Origin of the sequence: Streptomyces sp. NPDC017095 (genome assembly GCF_044332325.1) — a bacterium.
Lineage (GTDB): Bacteria > Actinomycetota > Actinomycetes > Streptomycetales > Streptomycetaceae > Streptomyces.
In genome coordinates this window covers 392,262-413,770 of record NZ_JBIROU010000006.1, presented here as the reverse complement: position 1 = coordinate 413,770, position 21,509 = coordinate 392,262, and the positions used below count along the sequence as shown (strand labels likewise).

19 protein-coding genes are annotated in these 21,509 nt (G+C 73.2%); 10 read left to right on the top strand and 9 right to left on the bottom strand.

What is annotated here, in order from left to right; genetic code table 11:
• Nucleotide 1 precedes the first annotated feature (1 nt).
• The 3 genes from ACH4OA_RS14975 to ACH4OA_RS14965 all read right to left on the bottom strand — a co-directional run bounded on the left by ACH4OA_RS14975 (nucleotide 2) and on the right by ACH4OA_RS14965 (nucleotide 2,537).
• A complete protein-coding gene (locus ACH4OA_RS14975) occupies nucleotides 2-1,015 on the bottom strand; it encodes a LacI family DNA-binding transcriptional regulator (RefSeq protein WP_397936151.1) in 1,014 nt (337 codons plus the stop codon).
• A gap of 458 nt (nucleotides 1,016-1,473) precedes the next feature.
• Nucleotides 1,474-2,265 (bottom strand): Lrp/AsnC ligand binding domain-containing protein, encoded by a 792-nt coding sequence (locus tag ACH4OA_RS14970; protein ID WP_397969323.1) that lies wholly within the window; start codon nucleotides 2,263-2,265, stop codon nucleotides 1,474-1,476.
• Nucleotides 2,262-2,537: an AsnC family protein gene (locus tag ACH4OA_RS14965; RefSeq protein ID WP_397969322.1), complete on the bottom strand. Its 276-nt coding sequence runs from the start codon at nucleotides 2,535-2,537 to the stop codon at nucleotides 2,262-2,264. Before ACH4OA_RS14965 ends, ACH4OA_RS14970 begins: the two co-directional genes overlap by 4 nt.
• A 598-nt stretch (nucleotides 2,538-3,135) precedes the next feature.
• Here ACH4OA_RS14965 and ACH4OA_RS14960 point away from each other — a divergent pair.
• From ACH4OA_RS14960 to ACH4OA_RS14935, 6 genes are all read left to right on the top strand, one after another.
• Nucleotides 3,136-4,260, top strand: coding sequence for a hypothetical protein (locus tag ACH4OA_RS14960; protein ID WP_397969320.1), 1,125 nt, complete (start codon nucleotides 3,136-3,138; stop codon nucleotides 4,258-4,260).
• 446 nt (nucleotides 4,261-4,706) lie between these two features.
• A complete protein-coding gene (locus ACH4OA_RS14955) occupies nucleotides 4,707-8,867 on the top strand; it encodes a beta-galactosidase (RefSeq protein ID WP_397969319.1) in 4,161 nt (1,386 codons plus the stop codon).
• A gap of 134 nt (nucleotides 8,868-9,001) precedes the next feature.
• The gene (locus ACH4OA_RS14950) at nucleotides 9,002-9,238 is read left to right on the top strand and encodes a DUF2945 domain-containing protein (protein ID WP_397936143.1); all 237 of its coding nucleotides are present in this window, start codon (nucleotides 9,002-9,004) and stop codon (nucleotides 9,236-9,238) included.
• A 6-nt stretch (nucleotides 9,239-9,244) separates the two neighbouring features.
• Complete coding sequence (locus tag ACH4OA_RS14945; RefSeq protein ID WP_397969317.1) at nucleotides 9,245-9,586, top strand: DUF3140 domain-containing protein; 342 nt, start codon at nucleotides 9,245-9,247, stop codon at nucleotides 9,584-9,586.
• A gap of 55 nt (nucleotides 9,587-9,641) precedes the next feature.
• Nucleotides 9,642-10,880 (top strand): spore photoproduct lyase family protein, encoded by a 1,239-nt coding sequence (locus tag ACH4OA_RS14940; RefSeq protein ID WP_397945342.1) that lies wholly within the window; start codon nucleotides 9,642-9,644, stop codon nucleotides 10,878-10,880.
• A gap of 156 nt (nucleotides 10,881-11,036) precedes the next feature.
• A complete protein-coding gene (locus ACH4OA_RS14935) occupies nucleotides 11,037-13,421 on the top strand; it encodes a phosphoketolase (protein WP_397969316.1) in 2,385 nt (794 codons plus the stop codon).
• 34 nt (nucleotides 13,422-13,455) lie between these two features.
• On the opposite strand, the gene ACH4OA_RS14930 is transcribed toward ACH4OA_RS14935, so the two are convergent.
• Nucleotides 13,456-14,340: an NAD(P)H-binding protein gene (locus tag ACH4OA_RS14930; protein WP_397969314.1), complete on the bottom strand. Its 885-nt coding sequence runs from the start codon at nucleotides 14,338-14,340 to the stop codon at nucleotides 13,456-13,458.
• 82 nt (nucleotides 14,341-14,422) lie between these two features.
• Here ACH4OA_RS14930 and ACH4OA_RS14925 point away from each other — a divergent pair, with 82 nt between their 5' ends.
• Complete coding sequence (locus ACH4OA_RS14925; RefSeq protein ID WP_365874692.1) at nucleotides 14,423-14,986, top strand: helix-turn-helix domain-containing protein; 564 nt, start codon at nucleotides 14,423-14,425, stop codon at nucleotides 14,984-14,986.
• A 398-nt stretch (nucleotides 14,987-15,384) separates the two neighbouring features.
• Nucleotides 15,385-16,341, top strand: a complete 957-nt coding sequence (locus ACH4OA_RS14920; RefSeq protein ID WP_397936134.1) for a LysR family transcriptional regulator — start codon at nucleotides 15,385-15,387, stop codon at nucleotides 16,339-16,341.
• Nucleotides 16,342-16,435: 94 nt separating this feature from the next.
• Here the strand turns inward: ACH4OA_RS14920 and ACH4OA_RS14915 are convergent, their stop codons facing one another.
• The 5 genes from ACH4OA_RS14915 to ACH4OA_RS14895 all read right to left on the bottom strand — a co-directional run bounded on the left by ACH4OA_RS14915 (nucleotide 16,436) and on the right by ACH4OA_RS14895 (nucleotide 19,895).
• On the bottom strand, nucleotides 16,436-17,206 hold the full coding sequence (locus ACH4OA_RS14915; RefSeq protein WP_397969313.1) for an oxidoreductase: 771 nt from the start codon (nucleotides 17,204-17,206) through the stop codon (nucleotides 16,436-16,438).
• Nucleotides 17,207-17,534: 328 nt separating this feature from the next.
• Nucleotides 17,535-17,813 carry a GlsB/YeaQ/YmgE family stress response membrane protein gene (locus ACH4OA_RS14910; protein ID WP_365874698.1) on the bottom strand — a complete coding sequence of 93 codons (279 nt, stop codon included), beginning with the start codon at nucleotides 17,811-17,813 and terminating at the stop codon, nucleotides 17,535-17,537.
• 224 nt (nucleotides 17,814-18,037) lie between these two features.
• A complete protein-coding gene (locus ACH4OA_RS14905) occupies nucleotides 18,038-18,721 on the bottom strand; it encodes an adenosylcobinamide amidohydrolase (protein WP_397969311.1) in 684 nt (227 codons plus the stop codon).
• 195 nt (nucleotides 18,722-18,916) lie between these two features.
• Nucleotides 18,917-19,399, bottom strand: coding sequence for an aminotransferase class V-fold PLP-dependent enzyme (locus ACH4OA_RS14900; protein WP_397969309.1), 483 nt, complete (start codon nucleotides 19,397-19,399; stop codon nucleotides 18,917-18,919).
• On the bottom strand, nucleotides 19,284-19,895 hold the full coding sequence (locus tag ACH4OA_RS14895) for a cysteine desulfurase family protein (protein ID WP_397969307.1): 612 nt from the start codon (nucleotides 19,893-19,895) through the stop codon (nucleotides 19,284-19,286). The genes ACH4OA_RS14900 and ACH4OA_RS14895 overlap by 116 nt, the downstream gene beginning before the upstream one ends.
• Before the next feature lie 119 nt (nucleotides 19,896-20,014).
• Between ACH4OA_RS14895 and ACH4OA_RS14890 the strand changes: the two genes are divergently transcribed.
• Together ACH4OA_RS14890 and ACH4OA_RS14885 are read left to right on the top strand one after the other, a co-directional pair.
• Nucleotides 20,015-20,689 carry a formylglycine-generating enzyme family protein gene (locus tag ACH4OA_RS14890; protein WP_397969306.1) on the top strand — a complete coding sequence of 225 codons (675 nt, stop codon included), beginning with the start codon at nucleotides 20,015-20,017 and terminating at the stop codon, nucleotides 20,687-20,689.
• A 175-nt stretch (nucleotides 20,690-20,864) separates the two neighbouring features.
• A complete protein-coding gene (locus ACH4OA_RS14885; protein WP_397936128.1) occupies nucleotides 20,865-21,293 on the top strand; it encodes a hypothetical protein in 429 nt (142 codons plus the stop codon).
• The last annotated feature ends 216 nt before the right edge of the window (nucleotides 21,294-21,509 follow it).

Genomic DNA, 21,509 nt, shown 5'->3' with positions numbered 1-21,509 from the left:
CTCAGTGGGCGCGGACGGCTTGCGCGGTGGAGCCGCGCACTACCAGCTCCGGCTCGAAGAGCAGTTCCTCCGCCGTGACGGCACTGCCCGCGATCTGTGCGGTGAGCAGCTCCACCGCGGCTCGGCCCATGGCCTCGATGGGCTGGCGGACGGTCGTCAGCGGAGGTTCGGTGCAGTTCATGAACGCGGAGTCGTCGTACCCGACGACCGAGACGTCGCCGGGGACACGGAGCCCGCGGCGGCGCGCGGCCCGGACCGCGCCGAGCGCGATGGGGTCGCTGGCGCAGATGATCCCGGTGACACCCCGGTCGAGCAGCCGGGCGGTGGCCGCCTGGCCGCTCTCCAGGGAGAACATCGCCCGGACCACGTGCTCGTCCGGCAGTTCGCCGCCGGCCGCCGTGGCCATGGCACGCGCTGTGGCCAGTTTGCGCTGCGAGGGGACGTGGTCGGCGGGGCCGAGGGCGAGTCCGATGCGCTCGTGGCCCAGCGAGGTGAGGTGGCGCCACGCCTGCTCCACCGCGACGGAGTCGTCGCACGACACGGCGGGGAAGCCCATGTCCTCGATGGCGGCGTTGATGAGGACGACCGGGATGTTGCGCTCGGCGAGGATCTCGTAGTGCTCGTGCGGCGCGTTGGCCTGCGCGTACAGGCCGCCGGCGAAGACCACGCCGGACACCTGCTGCTGGAGCAGCAGCTCCACGTAGTCCGCCTCCGAGACCCCGCCCTTGGTCTGCGTGCACAGCACCGGGGTCAGTCCCTGCTGGGCGAGCGCACCGCCGATGGCTTCCGCGAAGGCCGGGAAGATCGGGTTCTGCAGCTCCGGCAGGACCAGGCCGACCAGGCGGGCGCGTTCGCCCCGCAGCTGGGTCGGACGTTCGTAGCCCAGCACGTCGAGTGCGGTGAGCACCGACTGGCGGGTGGCCTCGGATACCCCCGGTTTGTTGTTCAGCACCCGGCTGACCGTGGCCTCGCTGACCCCGACCTTGGCGGCTACCTGAGCAAGTCGTCGCGTCATGAACGCAAGAATAGCGCAAGAATTTACGTTAATTTGCGCAGATGGGGAATGAGCTCTTAAGGCCGCGAACCCGGACCCGCACGTCCGGATGGCCGATGGGAACACCTCGCTGCCGCTGCCCTCGCCGACCGCCGTCGCGGCGATGTGAGACGAGGAGTTCGTGGAGCGGCTCGGGGACCGCTCGCGGCCGGGGCATGCCGCAAGCGCGTGCACGTCGTCCTCGCCCCCGTGCTCCATCTCCACCCTTCACCCCTGGGAGCCGTCACTTCCGCGCTGACGCCCCGGCATCCGCCGTATCCCCCGTCGCGTCAGGACCACGACGCACCGGTCGGCGCGCTGGGGCATGGCGGTGCGGGGTGGCGCCCTGGTGATGCCTCCCCGGACGCTGACGACAGGTCCGGCCACCGCCCGGCCCCGTGACGGCCGGCGGGTGTGGCCGGAGCGCCCGGGCCTGCCCGTCAGTCCCGGGAGGCCGGGGGCAGATTCGCCGGGATGTTGCCTGCGGCGCGCCCCCGGCCGTCGAGGATCCGGCCCATCCGCTTGGCGCTGCGCAGGGTCACGGTGCGGCTCCGGACGCGGAGTTCGGGCATGCGCTCGGCGAGCAGCGCGTCGAAGGCGCCCACCTCGCGGGTGCCGCGCAGCCAGACGGAGAGCAGCAGGTTGCACGAGCCGGTGACCGAGGCGCACAACCGGGTCTGCGGCAGTTGGGCCGGGGCCGGGCCGAGGCGTTCGAGGTCCTGGTGCGGGACCACGCTGCGGTAGGTGACGACGACCGGCCAGCCTGCCAGCGGCTGGGCGAGGTCGCAGCGCAGCAGCAGACCGTGGTCGCGCACGAGGCGGTCGAGGCGACGGCGGGCGGTGGACTCACTCAGCCCGGCGCGCGCGGCGAGCTCCGGGAACCCGGTCCGGCCGTCGGCACTCAGGGCGAGCACGAGAGCGAGGCCGGTGCGGTCGTAGCCACGGCCCGCGCCCTTCTCGTCCGCCACCCGCGGCAGGGCAGGCTGCGCGTCCAGCAGAGCCGAGCGATGCCGCGCGGGCAGGGCACGGACCTGCCAGCGGCTGCCCTCCCGGTAGTGACGCAGGGACAGCAGGGTGCGGCTGGAACGCACGCCCTTGAGGACGCCGAGTTGGTTCAGCTGTCGTCCCAGAGCGGGCAGATCGGCGGCACGGACGGAGAGGAACAGATCGAAGTCGCCCACCACGTGCTCGATGCTGAAGACCCAGGACAGTTCGCTCAGCTGCTCGATCAACCGGTCCACCGCGCCCGCTTTGCAGCGCACCTCCACGTAGGCGACAGCGCCAGACCCGGGGCGGGGTAGGCGGTGATCCAGGCCAGACCGCGCTCGACGAGCCGCGCCCAGTGGCGGGCGGCCGTGGTGGCGTCGACGCCCAGCGCGGCACCTACGCGGGTCCACGGTGCGCGGGGATCCGTCTGGAGGGCGTCGGTCAGCGCGAGATCCAGTTCGGCGAGGGCCGTGCCGGAATCCGGCAGCGCAGACGCCAGGCTGCCGCTTACCTGCAATTCGGGTTCCTTTCCCAAGGCCGGTCCCGCGCGGGCACAGGAGCGGCGTGAGGACGGCGTCGCTGCCGCGAGGCCGGAGCACCGGCGCCGTACGGGGCGCCGCCCCGCCGGCGTCACCTCCGGCAGTCGCGTGGCCGGGAAAGGCGAGAACCCGGGCCGACCGGCCCAAGGTCCAGCCCCGGACAGCCCATGGGACCGCCCCGCGATCGCTGTCGACGTGGCGAGCCTCCAGCCGCTGCTGCGGCCGAAGGCGGTCGCCGTCGTCCGCGCCGGACGCACACCCGGCTCGGTCGGGCGGGCGGTCCTTCAGCTCGCACGAAGAGATCGCCAAGGCGGGCGAGGAGATGCCGGGGGACCGGTTCGGCACGGTCCGGGGCTACGACGGCGATCCGCTCCCGGCCCCGGACTCCCTACGGTCTCACTGAAGCCGCGACGGTAGCCCGGACGACCTCCCTGACAGGCCCCGCTCCGGGACTCCCCTCGCCCAACAGTGAGGCGGAGCAAGCCACTTGACGCGTTACGGGATCGAGACAGTCGCCGGGTCGAAGGGCTGGAACTAGGCCGTCGAACCGGCCATGACCATGCCGATACTTGCGGCATGGAAGCATCCGAAGTGACGGCCTGGGTCATGACACTGCTGACCCAGGCGTCGAGCGGGGCGGCGGGTGCCATCGGCGGGGCGGCCGGCGCCGAGGCGTCACGGCTGATGCGGGAGCGCCTGGGATCTTCCCCGGAAGGCCGCGCGGCCCTGGATCCGGGCAGTGGGGACCTCGGCGAGACGGAGCGGCAGGTTGCCGCCGTCCTCGCCTCGGACCCCGCCTTCGCGCGCCGACTGGAGCAGTTGTACGAGGCGTGGCGACGCGCCCCTACCGCGGGGCCGCGCGTGGGCAGGGACATGTACAACGCGCACATCGGCGACCGTTCCCAGCACAACACCCTCTCGTTCGGCCCGCTGACCGTGCGCAAGGACAGCCTGACACCGACCAACGTGACGCTGGTGCTGCTCGCGGTGGCTCTCGTCATGGGACTGGCGGTGTACGGACTCAGCAGGGCCGTGGGCGGCGACGACACGGCGGTGCGGGGGCCCTGGGCGGGGGCAGGCCCGGACGGCGACGGGTCGGGCGTCCCGGCCGCCGGCAGCGGATCCGGCGCAGGGGACGGTGGCGGCGCGGACCGCAAGGTCGCACCGGTCAAGGACCTCGAACTCCTCAGAGAAGTCCTGCCCGATGTACAGAGCATGCCGTCCGGATGGTCGTTGTCCGAGGAGGCGGACGTCCATAAAGCGACCAAGGACGACTCCTGCCGCGAGGGCGGCTGCGCGGGACTGCGCAGCCTCGGCGGAGTCGCCTATGCCGATCCAGGTGCTGCCAACAAGGCGTACATCGCGATCGAGGCGTACGACAGCGCCGAGACAGCGGCCGCGGGCTACCAGCGGTGGAGCGAGGGGACCTCGAAGGAAGGCGACGACTCCTCCATGTCCTTGGGGCCGATCGGCGATGAGAGCGTTGCCTACTCCGGCCGGGAGTCCAACGGTTCGGCCGGCACGTACCACATGCACACGATCGCCCGCGCGGGCACGGTCGTGATCGATGTCGTCTACGGCGGCGGTTACCACGAACTCGACCCGACGGTCCTGACGCGCATCGCCCGGATGGTGGTCGAGCGCGCCCGCCAGGCCCAGAACGCCGAACAGCCGACGGCGACTGTCGCCGAAGCCGGCTGAGCCCCGCCGAGACGGCCGGGCCCGCACCCGGCCGCCCGGACGGTCCGCCGCGCGGACAGCCCCGGAACATATTCCAACGCGACTCAACGACCCCCCCCCGCAGGGCAGCCGCTCGCGAGTCGGGCTGGCAGGCCGCGGGTGCGAAACCCGCCGGTGACGCGACCGAAAGGCGTGGTCAAGGCGCGTGGCCGCCGAGGGGCTGGTGAGGTGGCACGTGCCGGCGGGAGGACGCCCGCCTCCGAGGGCGGCCAGGGGAGAAGTCGCCCACGAAGTCTTGAGACCCTCTTGCCCCCTGCCGCACACCGTCCTATGTTCGGATTCGCTTGAATCTGTTGAGAGTTGGTTCCCTCGGCGGTGTGGAGGCAGCAGTGCGCGACCCATCGAACGGTTCCGCCAGGCCCGGCCGGCGACGGCGCTGGGGGCCCGTCCTCGCGACCGTGACGGCCATGATCCTGTCCGCGGGCATGGTCACCCCGGCCGTGGCCGCCGCGGACAACCCGCCCACGTCCGCCGTAACATCCGCCGCGGGCAGCCCACCGGCGTCCGCCGCGTCCGCCGTCACGCCCGCCGAAGGAGACTCACCGGCGTCCGCCGCCGAACCCGCCCCGCACACCGTCACTTTCGACGGCTACTCCTTCCTCGTCGACGGCAAGCGCACCTACCTGTGGTCCGGTGAGTTCCACTACTTCCGGCTGCCGAGCCCCGACCTGTGGCTCGACATCTTCCAGAAGATGAAGGCGGCAGGCTTCAACTCCACCTCGCTGTACTTCGACTGGGGATACCACTCCCCGGCCCCCGGCACGTACGACTTCACCGGCGTCCGCGACGTCGACAGGCTCCTCGACATGGCTGAGGAAGCCGGGCTCTACGTGATCGCCCGCCCGGCCCCGTACATCAACGCCGAGGTCGACAGCGGCGGACTGCCCGGCTGGCTGACCACCAAGGCCGGGAACAACCGCAGCGACGACCCGCGGTTCCTGAAGTACGCCGACGAGTGGCTGACCCGGATCGACCGCATCGTCGCCCGGCACCAGCTGACCAACGGCACCGGGTCGGTCATCGCCTACCAGGTCGAGAACGAGTACTACAACGGCTCGGCGGCCGGCCGGTCGTACATGCGGCACCTGGAGGACAAGGCCAGGGCCGACGGCATCACCGTGCCGTTGACCGGCAACAACAACGGTACGTTCAACTCGGGCACGGGCGCCCTGGACGTGGACGGCCCGGACTCCTACCCGCAGGGCTTCGACTGCTCCAACCCCGCGAAGTGGAGCGGTGTCCCCGACATCAGCTACGACCACCCGGCCGGAAAGCCGTTGTACTCGCCCGAGTTCCAGGGCGGCGCCTTCGACCCGTGGGGCGGCCCGGGCTACGACAAGTGCGCGCAGCTCATCAACGACCGGTTCGCGAACGTCTTCTACAAGCAGAACATCGCGGTCGGCGCGACCGCCCAGAGCTTCTACATGACCTACGGCGGCACCAACTGGGGCTGGCTGGGCATGCCGCAGAACTACACGTCGTACGACTACGGCGCCGCGATCCGCGAGACCCGGCAGCTGGACCCGAAGTACGACGAGGACAAGCTGATCGGCTACTTCACGCAGGCCGTCGCCCCGCTGACCAAGACGGACCCGATCAGGACCGAGGCCCCGGACGACCCGGCCGTCGTCGACACCGCCCGGATGAACCCCGACACGAGGACGCAGTTCCACGTCCTGCGTCACCGGGACGCCACGTCCACGGCCACCGACTCGGCCCACATCTCGCTGGACTTCGACGCCCGGGCGGCGTCGGACACCAGCTACACCTGGGACGACACCGACACCGCACTGACCTACGCCGGCTCCTGGTCGCACGTGGGCGCCGAACAGACCTACACGAGCGGCGACTACAAGAAGACCGAGTCGTTCTCCCGGCAGGCCGGTGACTCCCTCACCGTGCCGTTCCGCGGCACCGCGGTCCGCTGGATCGGCCCGAAGACCGGCAACCACGGCTACGCCGACGTCTACGTGGACGGCGTCAAGGAGGCGACGGTCGACGACTCCGGCGGCGGGAACCAGGCGGTGGTCTTCCAGAAGACCGGTCTGTCACCGGGAGAACACACCCTGAAGATCGTCGTCACCGGCAAGCACGCCCCGGGTTCGTCGGACAGCTTCGTGTCCGTCGACGCCATCGACGTGCCGACCGCGCCGGTCACGGAGCCGACCTACCCCGTCGTGCCGCGCCAGCCGGGTACCGCCATCACGCTCGACGGACGCGACTCGCACGTGATCGTCGCCAACTACCGGATCGGCGAAGCCCAGTTGCAGTACTCGACCTCCGAGATCATGACCGACGCGACCATCGGCGGCCGGGACGTCGCGGTGCTCTACGGCGACCGGGGCAGCGACGGCGAGACCGTGCTGCGCTACTCCTCCCGGCCCACCGTGGTCAGCAGCGGCGGCCCGGTCACGACCACCTGGGACGCGGCCACCGGCGATCTGCGCCTGAACTACACCCACGACGGTCTGATCCGCATCGGCATCAGCGGGGGCGGCCCGCGTCCCCTGCTGCTTCTGGCCGGCGACAAGACGACGGCGGCGACGTTCTGGCGCCAGGACACCGCGACCGGACCGGTCCTGGTGCGCGGCACCCACCTGCTGCGCACGGCCGCCAGTCTGGACCACGGGCGTACCGTGGCGCTCAGCGGCGACAACGCCGACGACCGGCACATCGAGGTGTTCACCTCCGCTCGCCACGTCACCTGGAACGGCCGGGACCTGCGCACCCGCGCGACCGGCACGGGCAGCCTCACCGGCACGATCCCGGTCGCCGCCCCGATCCGCCTGCCGGCCCTGACGGACTGGAAACACGCCGAGGAATCCCCCGAAGCGGCCCCCGGTTTCGACGACTCCGGCTGGCAGGTGGCCGACAAGTCCGCCACCAACAGTTCCTCCGGCATCAACACCCTGCCGGTGCTCTACGCCGACGACTACGGGTTCCACACCGGCAACACCTGGTACCGCGGCCGCTTCCGCTCCGCACCCGGAGCGACCGGCATCCACCTCGTCTCGGACTCCGGTGGCAAGGCCCAGGCGCTCTCCGCCTGGCTCAACGGCACCTTCCTGGGCAGTTCCACCACCGGCAGCGCCGACTTCGCCTTCCCGCCCGGCTCGGTGAAGTCCGACGGCGACAACATCGTCTCGGTGCTCACCGTGAACATGGGCCATGAGGAGGACTACAACTCCACCAACGGCAACAAGGCCGCGCGCGGGCTGACCAGCGCGTCCCTCACCGGAGCACCGCTGACACCGGTCACCTGGCGGCTGCAGGGCGTGCGGGGCGGTGAGAACCCGCTGGACACGGTGCGCGGCCCGCTGTCGACGGGCGGCCTGTACGGCGAGCGGGCCGGCTGGTCGCTGCCGGGCTACCCGGACGGCGGCTGGAAGCACGTCTCGCTGCCGACGAGCGACACCCGTCCCGGCGTCTCGTGGTACCGCACCGACGTGGCCCTGGACCTGCCCCGCGGCCAGGACACCTCCCTCGGACTGACGTTCACCGACGACCCGGCGCGCAAATACCGGGCCACCCTCTTCGTCAACGGCTGGCAAGTCGGCAACTACGTCAACTACCTGGGTCCGCAGCACTCCTTCCCGGTCCCCGACGGCATCCTGGACCCCCACGGCCACAACACCATCGCCCTCGCGGTGTGGAACCTCGACGGCAGCACCGGCGGCCTCGGCAAGGTCTCGCTGACGAACTACGGGAGCTACGCCTCGCCGCTGCGGGTGGCGCAGAACCGCAGCCCGGGCTACGACCGCCGGACCTACGCGATGCCGGCGAGGCCGGGTGCCGGCGTCACCCTGGCGCTGCCCGACACCGCCGTACCGGCCCGCTCCTTCACCGCCGAGGCCACGGTGCGGGTGCCGGCCGGACAGTCCCCAGCATCCCGGCTGAAAGCCGCGCTCACGCTGCCGGACGGCTGGAGCGCCGACGCCACGAGCCCCGCCACGGTGGAGCGTCTGCTCCCCGGGAAGTCGGCCACCTTCACCTGGCGGGTGCGGCCGCCGGCCGGTGCGCTGCCGTCCGCCTCGGCCCTCACCGCCACCGTGCGCTACGTGCAGCGGGGCCGTCCGGCCACCGGCAGCGACGAGCGCGTCATCGGCGCGGTCCCACCGGCCCCCAAGGCGGGCGAGACCGCCGTGAGCGAGCTGCCGTTCCTGTCGTCCACCAACGGCTGGGGCCCGGTGGAGCGCGACACCAGCGTCGGCGAACAGGCCGCCGGGGACGGCCGCCCGATCGCCATCGCGGGCGTCACCTATCGGAAGGGCCTGGGCGCCCACGCGGTCAGCGACGTGCGGCTCTACCTCGGCGGCGCGTGCACGCGCCTGACCGCCTCCGTGGGCGTCGACGACGAGACCGGCGGAGCGGGGACCGTGGTCTTCTCCGTGGTGGCCGACGGCAAGACCCTCGTCACCACCCGGACGATCAAGGGCGGACAGGCCGCCGTACCGATCGACGTCGACCTGACCGGCGCGCAGACCGTCGACCTGAAGGCCGACGACGCCGGCGACGGCAACGGCAGCGACCACGGCGACTGGGGGACACCGACCGTGACCTGCGGCTGAGCCCGCTCCGGGCCGGCCGCGCGGATCCCGGGGTGCGGATCCCGGGATCCGCGCGCACGGTGGTAGAGGGGCCCCCGCCCTGCGCGCGGCGCGGCAACCGCTCACTCGACCTCCGTACGACGGGAGCATCCGCCATGGCCAAGACGAAGAAGACGTCCGGTGGGAAGGACCCCGCCGAGGGCGACAAGGTCGCCTGGCGCAGTCACGGCAGCGAGACCTCCGGCACCGTCGAGAAGAAGATCACGGAGCGGACCGAGGCGGCGGGCCGCACGGTGGACGCCTCGCCGGACGAGCCGCAGTACGAGGTGCGCAGCGACAAGTCCGGCCGTACGGCCGTGCACAAGCCGTCCGCCCTCAAGCGGAAGAAGTAGGCCGGCGTGTCCGGCCGTGACGACCACCGCGAGACCTGGGACGCCTTCCGGGACCTGGTGAACATGACCCCGTCCGCGCTGGAGAAGTGGCTGGCGACCGAGGAGTCCCGGGCGGCCGGGCAGCACAAGGACGGCGGCGAGTCCACCGGCCACGCCTCCGGCCGCGCCATCGTGGAGATCCTCCGCACGAACAAGGGCGACCTCTCGGACGCCGACTACGCGCACATGCGCAAGGTGGTCGGCTACATCCGCCGGCACCTGGCGCAGCGGCCGTCCGGAGACGTGCGGGACACCCGGTGGCGCCACTCGCTCATGAACTGGGGCCACGACCCGTCGGACGACCGCTGACCTGCCGGTACGGCGCCGGAGGACCTTCCTCCCGGCGGATGCCTACAGTGGAAGGGTGGCTTCCCCTTCAGACCCCTTCGGCGCGGCGCGCACGAGGAAACCCTCCGCCGGCCCCGACGACGACCCGGACACCCTGTTCGGCCTCGACGCGCTGGACGCCGCCCCCCGGGCGGCGGGCGCACCGGAGGGCGGGCGGGAACCGGCGGACCGCTTCCCGTTCCGCGCCTCACCGGCCGCCCGCCGTCTGCTGCCCGTCCGCACGGTGTACGCCGAACCGGCCGCCGCGGCCTCCCCGCGCGGCCGGCAGGTCCTCGCCCGCTTCCCGGACGCCACCGTGATCGAGGTGGACTCCCACTGGCGCATCCCGGGCCTGCACGGCAACGAGGGGAACGTCGAACGCTGGGTGCGCGTGAAGGGCGAGACGCTGGTCCTGGGCGAGAAGAAGACGCTGACCACCCGGCCCAACGGACGCTCCGCCGACTGGATCGCCCCGGGCGCCTCCAACGGGTGCGCCATGGCGTGCGCCTACTGCTACGTGCCCCGCCGCAAGGGCTACGCCAACCCCGTCACCGTCTTCACCAACATCGACGCCGTCATCGCCGCCCTGGGCCGCCACATCGCGCGCCAGGGACACAAACCGGAACCCAACCAGTGCGACGCGTCGGCGTGGGTCTACGACATCGGGGAGAACGGCGACTGCTCCGTGGACGCGCTGATCAGCGACAACACCGCGGACCTCGTGGAAGCCTTCCGGCGGTGGCCCACCGCGAAGGCCTCGTTCGCCACCAAGTTCGTCAACCCGGACCTGCTGTCGCTCGACCCGCGGGGCCGTACCCGGATCCGCTTCTCCCTGATGCCCGCGGCGGACGCCCGGCTGCTCGACCTGCGCACGTCGCCGGTGGGCGACCGGATCGCCGCCGCGGCGGACTTCCTGGACGCGGGGTACGAGGTCCACTTCAACCTCTCCCCGGTGGTGCTGCGCCCCGGCTGGGAAGCGGACTGGACCGAGCTGCTCCGCCGGCTGGACGACGTCCTGCCCGACCGGGTCAAACGGCAGGCGGCGGCAGAAGTGATCATGCTGACGCACAACCGGGACCTGCACGAGGTCAACCTGGGCTGGCACCCCCGCGCCGAGGAGGTGCTCTGGCAGCCCGGCATCCAGCAGGGCAAGCGCTCCGAGAACGGGGCGCTGAACGTCCGCTACACCAACCGGGTCAAGGCGGAGGGCGTGGCCACCCTGCGCGACCTGGTGGCGGCGCACGCTCCCTGGCTGCGCATCCGGTACGCCTTCTGACCCGCGGTGCCCGCGCACGGGCCGGATCGGACCCGTCCGCCGCGCCAGGTGGCCCGAACGGCCCTGTCGGGTACCCGGTGCCCCGGTGGACAGTGGGCCGTACGGCGGTCGGCCCCGTCACACCGTGAGCGCCGCCCCGGCAAGGAAGGAACCCGGATGTCCCTCGACACGCAGCAGGCACCCGACCGGCCGGGGGAGGAAGAGCTGAGGTCGCTGGACGCCCACTGGCGCGCCGCGAACTACCTGGCCGTCGGCCAGATCTACCTCCTGGCCAACCCTCTGCTGACCGAACCCCTGAGGCCCGAGCACGTCAAGCCGCGGCTGCTGGGCCACTGGGGCACGTCTCCCGGCCTGAACCTGGTGTACACGCACCTCAACCGGGTCGTCCGGGCGCGCAACCTGGACGCCCTGTGCGTCTGGGGACCCGGCCACGGCGGGCCCGCGGTCCTGGCCAACTGCTGGCTGGAGGGGTCGTACACCGAGACGTACCCGGACGTCACCCGGGACGCGGCCGGCATGGCCCGGCTGTTCCGGCAGTTCTCCTTCCCGGGCGGGGTGCCCAGCCATGTCGCTCCCGAGACGCCGGGCTCGATCCACGAGGGCGGCGAACTCGGGTACTCCCTCTCCCACGCCTACGGCGCCGCCTTCGACCACCCGGACCTGCTCGTCGCCTGCGTGATCGGGGACGGTGAGGCGGAGACGGGACCGCTGGCCGCTTCCTGGCACTCGAACAAGTTCCTCGACCCGGTCCACGACGGCGCCGTCCTGCCCATCCTGCACCTGAACGGCTACAAGATCGCCAACCCGGCCGTCCTGGCCCGGCTGCCCGAGGCCGAGCTCGACGAGCTGCTGCGCGGCTACGGCCACGACCCGGTCCACGTCACCGGCGACGACCCCATGGCCGTCCACCGCGCGATGGCCGCCGCCATGGACACCGCGCTCGACCGCGTCGCGGCGATCCAGCGCGCGGCTCGTGCGGAGGGAGCCACCGAGCGGCCGCGCTGGCCGGTGATCGTGCTGCGCACGCCGAAGGGGTGGACCGGCCCGGCGGAAGTCGACGGGCTGCCGGTGGAGGGCACCTGGCGGGCCCACCAGGTGCCGCTGTCCGAGGTCCGGGACAACCCCGAGCACCTGCGGCAGCTGGAGCACTGGCTGCGCTCCTACCGGCCCGGGGAACTGTTCGACGAGCGCGGCGCCCCGCGCCCGGACGTGCTGGCCTGCATCCCGGGGGGCGCCCGCCGGCTCGGCGCCACCCCGTATGCCAACGGCGGTCTCCTGGTGCGCGAGCTGCCTCTGCCGCCGCTGGAGAAGCACGCCGTGGAGGTCGACAAGCCCGGCGCCACCCTGCACGAGCCGACGCGCGTCCTCGGCGAGCTGCTCGAAGACGTCATGCGGGCGACCGCCGACCGCAGGGACTTCCGCCTCGTCGGGCCCGACGAGACCGCCTCCAACCGGCTCCAGGCCGTCTACGCGGCCAGCGGCAAGGCCTGGCAGGCGGACACCCTGCCGGTGGACGAACACCTCGACCCGCACGGCCGGGTCATGGAGATCCTCTCCGAGCACACCTGCCAGGGCTGGCTGGAGGGCTACCTGCTCACCGGCCGGCACGGGCTGTTCTCCTGCTACGAAGCCTTCGTGCACATCGTCGACTCCATGGTCAACCAGCACATCAAGTGGCTGCGCACCACCCGTAGCCTGCCGTGGCGCGCTCCCATCGCCTCCCTCAACTACCTGCTGACCTCGCACGTGTGGCGGCAGGACCACAACGGCTTCTCCCACCAGGACCCCGGCTTCGTCGACCACGTCCTCAACAAGAGTCCCGAAGCCGTCCGGGTCTACTTCCCGCCGGACACCAACACCCTCCTGTCCGTCGCCGGCCACGTCCTGCGCAGCCGGGACTACGTCAACGTCGTCGTGGCCGGCAAGCAGCCCTGCTTCGACTGGCTGACGAGGGAGGAGGCCGAGGTCCACTGCGCGCGGGGCGCCGGCATCTGGGAGTGGGCCGGCACCGAGGACGGCACCCGGGAGCCGGACGTGGTGCTCGCCTGCGCGGGCGACGTACCCACCCAGGAGAGCCTGGCCGCGGCCCAGTTGCTCCGCCGCCACCTGCCCGGTCTGGCCGTGCGCGTCGTCAACGTCGTCGACATCGCCCGGCTGCTGCCGCACGGGGAACACCCGCACGGCATGAGCGACTTCGAGTACGACGGTCTGTTCACCGCCGACAAGCCGGTGATCTTCGCCTACCACGGCTACCCGTGGCTCATCCACCGCCTGGCCTACCGCCGCGCCGGACACCCGCACCTGCACGTGCGCGGGTACAAGGAGATCGGCGCCACGACCACCCCGTTCGACATGGTGGTCCGCAACGACCTCGACCGCTACCGCCTCGTCATGGACGTCATCGACCGCGTCCCCGGTCTCGCGGTCCGCGCGGCGCCCGTACGCCAGCGGATGGAGGACGCCCGGCAGCGCCACCACGTCTGGATCAGGGAGCACGGCGTGGACCTGCCCGAGGTCGCCGACTGGACGTGGGACGGCTGAACCAGGACGCCACCGGGCCGCCGGCGCGTCCGGGTCAGGACGCCCAGGCGTCCGCGGCGGGCCTGAGCACGTCCCCGCACCAGGTGCGGAAGTCCGTCGGGGTCGGTTCGGCGGCCGCCCAGTCCGCGTCGTAGATGCCGTGGTCCTGCGCGGCCAGCATCTCGGTCACGTCCCTGACCGCCCGGTCGCCGGCGCCCCGGGAGCGGAGCAGCGCGGCGTAGTCCTCGATGCTCACCCGGCGGTAGGCGACCGGGCGCCCGAGTTCCTCGGTCATCACCCGGGCCATTCCGTCCGGGGTCAGCCGGTCCGGGCCGAACACGGGGAGGTTCTCCCGTCCGGCCCAGGACAGGTCGGTGAGCAGCCCGGCGGCGGTGTCGGCGATGTCCCGCGTCGAGACCGTCGCCAGGGGCAGGTCGCCGGCGCAGGTGAGGGTGAACGTGCCCTGGCCGCGGATGTCGTCGAGCTGCCGCAGGAGGTTCTCCATGTAGAAGGGCATGGACAGCGCCCGGTAGGCCGCGGGAACGTCGCCGAGTACGGCGTCCATCGCGAAGGCCGCGGAGAGCAGACCGGCCGGGGCCGGCCAGCCGTGTCCGGCGCTGGAGACCCCGACGACGTGGCCGACGCCGTGCCGGGCGACGGCGGCGGCGCCCGCCCGGGCGAAGCGGAGGTAGTGCTCCTCGGCGCCGGCCGCCCGCGGGTCGGGCGGGACGAGCCAGAACAGTGCGCGGGCCCCGGGCAGTGCCTTGTCGAGCACGGCCGGGTCGTCGTGCGAGCCCTCGACGGTCTCGACCCGCTCGCGGACCGTGTCGTCCAGCCGCGCGGCGTCACGGACGACGACCCGGACCTGCTCGTCCCGGTCGAGCAGCCGGCGGACCAGCCGGCCGCCGATCTGTCCTGTGGGTGTGGTGACGACGATCATTGCCCCTCCATAACCTGAACCTGAACTCCGGTTCCGAATGTAGAGGCGACCCCGGCACGCCGTCAACTAGACTGAGGCGACCATGACCGCTCCCGAACGCCCGCTGCGCGCCGACGCCCGGCGCAACCGCGAGGCCGTCCTCGACGCCGCCGGTGAACTGTTCGCCCGGCGGGGCGACGCCGTGCAGATGGACGAGATCGCCGAGCGCGCCGGCCTCGGCGTGGGCACCCTCTACCGGCACTTCGCCGACAAGCAGGCGCTGCTCGCCGCGATCATCGGCCGCCGGTTCGAGGCGGTGACCGCCCTGGCCCGCGCCGCCGACGAGTCCGAGGACCCCTGGACGGCGTTCGAGACGCTGCTGTACGGCTATCTGGCGTCCGCGGCGGCCGACGCCGGTTTCCGCTTCGCCGTGCTCGGGCCGGGGGAGCCGAGCTGGAACCACATCGCCGCCGAGAAGACGGACTTCGCGGCGATCATCGAACGCATCGTGCGGCGCGCCGTCGACGCCGGGTGCCTGCGCGCGGACTTCGGCGCCGGGGACTTCGTGCTCATCGCGCGGGGCGCCATGGCGAACATGACCGGCACCGACGACTGGCGCAGGTACGTCGCCCTCGTCCTGGAGGGCGTCCGCGGCCCCGCACGCTGACCCGCGCCGCGCACGTCGTCCCCGCTCGGCGCCCCGTGCCCGCGCAGCGCCTCCCGCCCGGCCCGCTGGTCCCGGCGGCACCGCGCGCGAGGGCCGAACCTGCGGCCCCGGTCCCGGCGGCACCACGCGAGGCCGAACCCGCGGCCCCGGTCCCGTCGCGGGTGGCTGCGGGCGCGGGAACGGGAATACGGCCGGGCCGCCGCCGCGTTGGTCTGCTTCATGGACGGACAGTCGTCGGCGCGCGTCGTCGCGAACGCCTCGTGCGGGATGCTGACCGAGCCGCGCCGCGGCTCGTGGCCGGCGCGCACGGTGCGGGCCGGTCTCGTCCGGCGCCGTGTCCAGGACCCGGCGCACCACACCGCGGGCCGTGGGCCGGCGCAGGAGGGAGACGCGGGGCGATGACGCTTCGTCAGTTCGAGTACGCCCTGGCGGTGGCCGAGGCGGGCTCGGTGACGGCGGCGGCGGAACTGCTGCGTGTCGCCCAGCCGTCGGTGTCCCAGCAGATCCGCAGCCTGGAGCGGGACCTCGGCGTGACGCTGTTCGTCCGCACACCGGCCGGGCTGGTGCCCACCGCGGTCGGCCGCGCGTTCCTGCGCGACGCGGAGGTCGCGGTGCGGGCGGCGCGGCGGGCCCGGGCGACAGCGCGGGCCGGTGCCGACGAACTGGAGGGCGAGCTGGTGGTCGCGGCCCAGATGGGCCTGGGCACGCGCCAACTCCCGGGCGCGCTCAAGGCGTTGCGCCGCCGGTTCCCGCGCCTGGAGATCACCGTCTTCGAGGAGGCGGACCCCGCCGAGCTGGAGCGGCTGGCCCGCCGGGGCGTGGTGGACCTCGGCCTGGTCGGCGGGCCGTGCGAGGAAGAGCTGTACGAGGGCCACCACCTCGGCGACGAGGAGTTCGTCGTGGTGCTCAGCCCCGCGCACGCGCAGCTCGCCGCGGACCGGGTCGAGCTGCGCGAGCTGGCGCGGGAGCCGTGGATCAGGTTCGACCAGGCCAGCGCGCTCGACGAGGTGCTGCGGGACGTGCTGCGGGACAACGAGCTGGCCCCGGCCACGTTCGCCCGTGTCTCCCAGACGGTGACGGCGGTGCGCTGGGCCGCCCACGGGCTGGGGGTCACTCTCGTGCCGGCCTCCGCGGTGCCTCCCGGATACGAGCACCTCACGCGGCCCGTCCTGCCCGCCGTCTCCATGCCCACCGTCGCCGCGATCCGGCCCGGCGCTGGCCCGGCGGAGATGGCCCTGCTCGCCTTCCTGCGCCAGGAGACCTGGTATGCGACCGGCTTCTCCGGCAACGGACCGGCGCCTGACCGTGATTGGGTGATGTCCCCGCCCGCCGCGAACTCGGTGCCCGTGGTGTGAGCATGTTCCGTACGGCGCGTTCTCGTGCCGTACCCGGCGTCCGTCTCCAGGCTCCCCGCCCCTTCGCCCGGAGCCGCCGTCCGCTGCGCCGGCGTCAGCCCGCCGGGAACTCCCCGCCGTCCACGGTCAGGTTCCTGCCGGTCAGCCAGCTCGCCCGGTCCGACACGAGGAACAGCACCGCGTCGGCGATGTCGTCGGGCCGGCCCTCACGCCCCAGCGGAGGCGCGGTGATGTCCTGGCCGGGCCCCTCGCTCAAACTCGCCCACTCCTCGCGGGTCGCCTCGCCGCCCGGGGTGGCGGTCCTGCCCGGGGACACGGTGTTGACCCGCACTCCGAACGGGGCCAGTTCCAGGGCAAGTCCCCGGCTGTAGTTCTCCAGCGCCGCCTTCGCCGCCGTGTAGTGGAGGAACGGCGGTGCCGAGGTCAAAACGGCGGCCGAGGAGACGTGCACGACCACACCCGAGCGCCGTTCGCGCATCCCCGGCGTCAGCAGCGAGTCCAGCCGCACCGCGGCCAGGTAGTTCAGGTCCAGCTGGTCCTGCCATTCCTCGTCGGGGATGACCCAGGCGTGCGGGAACGGCCGTGCTCCGCCCGCGTTGTCGACCAGGATGTCCACCCCGCCGAGCGCTGCCTGCGCGGCCTCGGCGATCGTCTCCGCTCCGGCCCGTGTCCGCACATCGGCCTCCACGAAGGCGGCGCCCTCCGGCACCGTGCTCGTCTTCGACCTGGCGGTCGTGAGCACCTCGGCGCCCGCGTCCAGGAGCCGGCGCACGACGGCCGCGCCGATTCCGCGCGAACCGCCCGTGACCACGGCTCGCTTCCCCGCCAGTTCCCCTGTTCCCGCGTCATTCCCGGCTGTCGTCATGCCACTGTCCTTTTCCCTCGTCTACGGATCCGCTCGGCCTGACAAAGGGCGGCACGGAGAAGGCTCTTGGTCCGGAAGGACCGGGGAGCACGTCCCGCCTGGCCGAGCTGTTTCACCGTAGGTCCGGGTCGGAGAGAGGGGCAAAGACGAAAAGTGAGCAGGTGCTATAGGGGTTTCCTATGGCAGCCGCCGGTGATGCGGGCGAGTCGGGCCGCGCACAACGCGCTGACCGCGATGAACCTCCGGGACGAAGCACAGGGGCTCGTCGCGGAGGTTCATCGCGGTCAGTGGTCCGCGTCGGGTGTCGGAACCGTTCGACGTCAGCGGGTTATGCGTGACGGTGCGAGTGTCGGTTGCCGGTGACGGCGCGGTAGATGGCGAGCAGGATGAGAGAGCCGACGATGGCGGCGATCCAGGTGGAGAGGTCGAAGAACCCGTCGATGGAGTCGACGCCGAAGATCACCTTGCCGAGCCAGCCGCCGAGCAGACCGCCGACCACGCCGATGAGCATGGTGATGATGATGCCGCCCGGGTCCTTGCCCGGCATGATGGCCTTGGCGATGGCGCCGGCGAGCAGACCGATGATGATCCAAGCGAGGATGCCCATGGTGTGCGTCTCCCTCTCGTCGTAATAAAGGATGTGTTAGTTCTCCGTGTATACCGTCGGCGCCGATGCAAACGTCCTCTTTCCCTCACGGCCCGTCAGCTTCCGAAATGAGGGGCTGCGCGGCGCCGCCGAGAAACCCCGCCTTCGCTGGCACCCTGGCCGCCCTGCTGGACAGGCACCGGGCGTCGGAGTGAAGTGCCGGTGTCCGGCGGGCCGTGATGCGCTCAGGCCGGCGGTCGGGCGGCGGCGCTCACGGCCTGGTGGACGGCGCGGGCCACGCGTGCGCCCCACAGGGAGCGGGGACCGGCGAAGGCGTGGGTCTCGTCGCCGGCGCCCGGGACGCGGGCGGCCACGCACACGGCGTCCGTGGGGGTGCCTGAGCAGTCGTAGCCGGCGCCGAGCAGCGCCTGCACCTTGGCCTCGGTGGCGGTGGCCACCGCGTTGACCAGGGCCGCGTCGGTCAGCGCCACCGGCAGCGCGACCAGGATGTTGACCGTGCCGGGCCGCGCCGCCACGGGCGTGCCCTCCGCCGGGGAGGCGGCCCAGCCGCGCACCCCGAGCCCCGCGGTGGCGACCGCCTCCACACCGCCGTCGTACGCGTGGCCGTACGCCTGGACATCGGCGGCCGTCATCAGCCCGACCCCCGGCCCGCGGGCACCGGCGTTCGCGGCCAGCTCGGCGAGGTGCCGGTCCGGATCGGTGCGCCGGTAACCGTGCGACACCTGGGCGTTGAGCACCCAGGAGCGTTCCCCGATCCCTCCGCCGAGCACGGCGCTGCTGATCATCCGCCAGCCCTCGCCCGCTCGCCACAGCAGGCTGTGCAGCCGTTCCCCGTCCTCGGCGCGGGCGTACTGCCGCACCCTGAGCAGCCCGGTGGCGGGGCGGGCGGGCGGAACGACGGCGGTCACCGGACGGGTACTCCTCACGGGTCGCGAACCAGCCGATCCTACGACGCACCGGCCGGCCCGGACGTGGCGGCGCCCGTGCCGGGGCCCGCGTGGGTCCGCTGTGGCGGGGAAGCGGTGTGGTGCCCGCGTGGCAGCGCACCGCCGGACGCACCGGGCCGTCCTCCGGTACGGGACCGGGCGGTGCCGTCCTCCCGGTCAGTGCCGCGGGACCGCCCGGACGAGGGCCCGCGCCGCCGTTTCGATGTCCTCGGCCGTACTCCGGCGGCCCAGGGACAGGCGCAGCGCGCCGAGGGCCCGGCCGGGCGCGAGGCCCATGGCGGTGAGGACCGGGGACGGGGTGTGGGTGCCGCTGCGGCAGGCGGAGCCGGTGGAGGCGGCGATCTCGGGGACCGTGGCGAGGAGTTCATGGCCGAGGCGGCCCTCGACACTGATGTTGAGGGTGTTCGGCAGGCGGGCGCGCTCCGGCCCGTTGAGGCGGACCCGGCCGGGCAGCGCCCCGGCCAGCCGGTGGTGGAGGCCGTCGCGCAGGACGGTCAGGCGGGCCGGGGCGCCGCCGGCGAGTTCACCGGCCGTGACGCGGGCGGCGGCGCGGAGACCGACGGCCGGCGCCACGCTCTGCGTGCCGGCCCGCGGTCCGCGCTCCTGGCCGCCGCCGTAGACGACCGGTTCCAGCCGCACGCCGTCGCGCACGTACAGCGCTGGCGGTGCCCTTCGGCGCGTACATCTTGTGCCCGGCCACGGTCAGCAGGTCGACACCCAGCGCCCGGACGTCCAGCGGGACCTTGCCGGCGGCCTGGGCGGCGTCGCAGTGGAACAGGGCACCGCGGGCGCGGGCCGGCGCGGCGAGTTCCGCGACCGGCTGGAGCGCGCCCGTCTCGTTGCCGGCGGCCATCACCGAGACCAGGGCGGTGTCCTCGCCGAGGGCGGCCTCCAGCGCGGCCGGGTCGAGCAGGCCGTCACCGCCGACCGGCAGCACGGTCACCCGCGTCCCGTGCAGACGGCGCAGGGCCCGCGCCGTCTCCAGCACCGCCGGATGCTCGGTGGCCTGGGCGATCACCCGGGTCCGGGTCCGGCCGCGGGCCGGCACCGCGCCGCGCAGCGCGAGCAGGTTCGCCTCCGAGCCCGAGGCGGTGAAGACGACTTCGCGGGGACGCGCCCCGAGCAGGGCGGCCACGTGGCGGCGGGGGTGACTCCACGGGACACGGCGTGCATGGCTCCATGGAACAGCGTGGCGGCGGCCCGGGCGCGCTGACCACGCGGGGCAGGGCGGGTGCATATTAGGATCACCTGCTCATGGACACGGGCGTGGGAAGTGAGATGATCGCCGTCCCGCCGGGACAGGTGACGCTGTCGGACCGGCGGACGCAACGCAGTTGGCCGGTGCGGCTCGCGCCCTACCGGGTGGCGGCGTTCCCGGTCACTCAGGCGCTGTACGCGGAGATCACCGGGAAGCGGCCGGGAACCTCGCCGGGGGACCGGCTGCCCGTGGAGGGCGTCTCCTGGTGGGACGCGGTCCGGTTCTGCAACGCCCTGTCGCAGCGGGACGGGTTCACGCCCGCCTACCGCTTCCCCGCCGAGGGCGAGGGCATCGAGTGGGATGCGTCCGCCGAGGGGTACCGGCTGCCGACCGAGGCCGAGTGGGAACACGCCTGCCGGGCCGGGACGACCGGACCGCGCCACGGGCCACTCGACGAGGTCGCCTGGTACCGCGGCAACTCGGAGGAACGCCCGCACGACGTGGGCGGCAAGCGGCCGAACCCGTGGGGCCTGTACGACATGCTCGGCAACGTCTGGGAGTGGTGCTGGGACGTCTACGACGCCGAGGTCTACGGCACTTACCGGGTGCTGCGCGGCGGTGGCTGGTTCGACGAGCACTGGAGCTGCCGGGCCTCCGTACGCCGCCGCAGCCACCCGACGTTCCAGGTGGACGACGTGGGCTTCCGCGTCGCACGCTCGGCCCGAGGCTGACCCTCGGCGCCCGCGCGGTGTCCGGCGCCCGGCGTCCCGCGAGCCGCCGCCAAGCGGCCGTCCGGCCGCCCGGCCGGGGCCCGGCGTCGCGGCGTCCCCGCGTCCAGGGGTGACCGGCGGACCGCCACACCGTCCGCGATATGACACCGGGTCACTTTCTGATTACGCTGCGCATGTGATCCGGTCATGGGGCAGCGACGGCGGGCGCGCGGGACGTTCTCGGCGCGCCGCCCTGCTGCTCGGGTTGGTCCTGGTGATCGCCGCCCATCTCACCGGCGCGATGCACGCCTGCTCCTTCGCCGGATCCGACCCGACTCCCGTACTGGCACAGGACGTTGCCTACGCGGCGGACACAACCGACGGCACCGGTCCGGCCGCGCCGCCCCGGCACCGGCACGCGGCGGACGGTCATTCCGACCACACGGCGGACCGGCCGCGCGCGGCCCTGGACGCCACCGGGCTCGGCGACGGGGCGCACCAGCCGCTGTCTCCCGACGGGACGCGCGGCCACCCGGCGCACACCGGGTGGCGCGGCCCCCCGGGCGGCGCCCACTCCCGCGCATATCGCCCCGCAGTCCCGCCCGTCCGCGTACTGCGGCAGTAGACCTGCGCCCGCGCGCCCGAACCCACCCGCGCACGGAGCGCGCCCGCGCGCGACGGCTCCGTCCACGAGTCGGAGTGCGCCGCGCACCATGCTCCCGTTCACGGATCGGAACGCACCCGCGTGCTCTGGTCCCGTCCACGGGCCGGAGTGCGCCCGCGCGCCCCGAACCCAACCCGGCAACCGGAGCGCGCCCGCGCTCCGCGAACCCGCCCGCAG

Coding starts and splice junctions, on each gene's coding strand:
- ACH4OA_RS14910 (WP_365874698.1), bottom strand. CDS start 17,813: ATGGGCATCCTCGCTTGGATCATCATCGGTCTGCTCGCCGGCGCCATC.
- ACH4OA_RS14920 (WP_397936134.1), top strand. CDS start 15,385: ATGACGCTTCGTCAGTTCGAGTACGCCCTGGCGGTGGCCGAGGCGGGC.
- ACH4OA_RS14955 (WP_397969319.1), top strand. CDS start 4,707: ATGATCCTGTCCGCGGGCATGGTCACCCCGGCCGTGGCCGCCGCGGAC.
- ACH4OA_RS14950 (WP_397936143.1), top strand. CDS start 9,002: ATGGCCAAGACGAAGAAGACGTCCGGTGGGAAGGACCCCGCCGAGGGC.
- ACH4OA_RS14975 (WP_397936151.1), bottom strand. CDS start 1,015: ATGACGCGACGACTTGCTCAGGTAGCCGCCAAGGTCGGGGTCAGCGAG.
- ACH4OA_RS14935 (WP_397969316.1), top strand. CDS start 11,037: ATGTCCCTCGACACGCAGCAGGCACCCGACCGGCCGGGGGAGGAAGAG.
- ACH4OA_RS14960 (WP_397969320.1), top strand. CDS start 3,136: ATGGAAGCATCCGAAGTGACGGCCTGGGTCATGACACTGCTGACCCAG.
- ACH4OA_RS14930 (WP_397969314.1), bottom strand. CDS start 14,340: ATGATCGTCGTCACCACACCCACAGGACAGATCGGCGGCCGGCTGGTC.
- ACH4OA_RS14925 (WP_365874692.1), top strand. CDS start 14,423: ATGACCGCTCCCGAACGCCCGCTGCGCGCCGACGCCCGGCGCAACCGC.
- ACH4OA_RS14890 (WP_397969306.1), top strand. CDS start 20,015: ATGGACACGGGCGTGGGAAGTGAGATGATCGCCGTCCCGCCGGGACAG.
- ACH4OA_RS14915 (WP_397969313.1), bottom strand. CDS start 17,206: ATGACGACAGCCGGGAATGACGCGGGAACAGGGGAACTGGCGGGGAAG.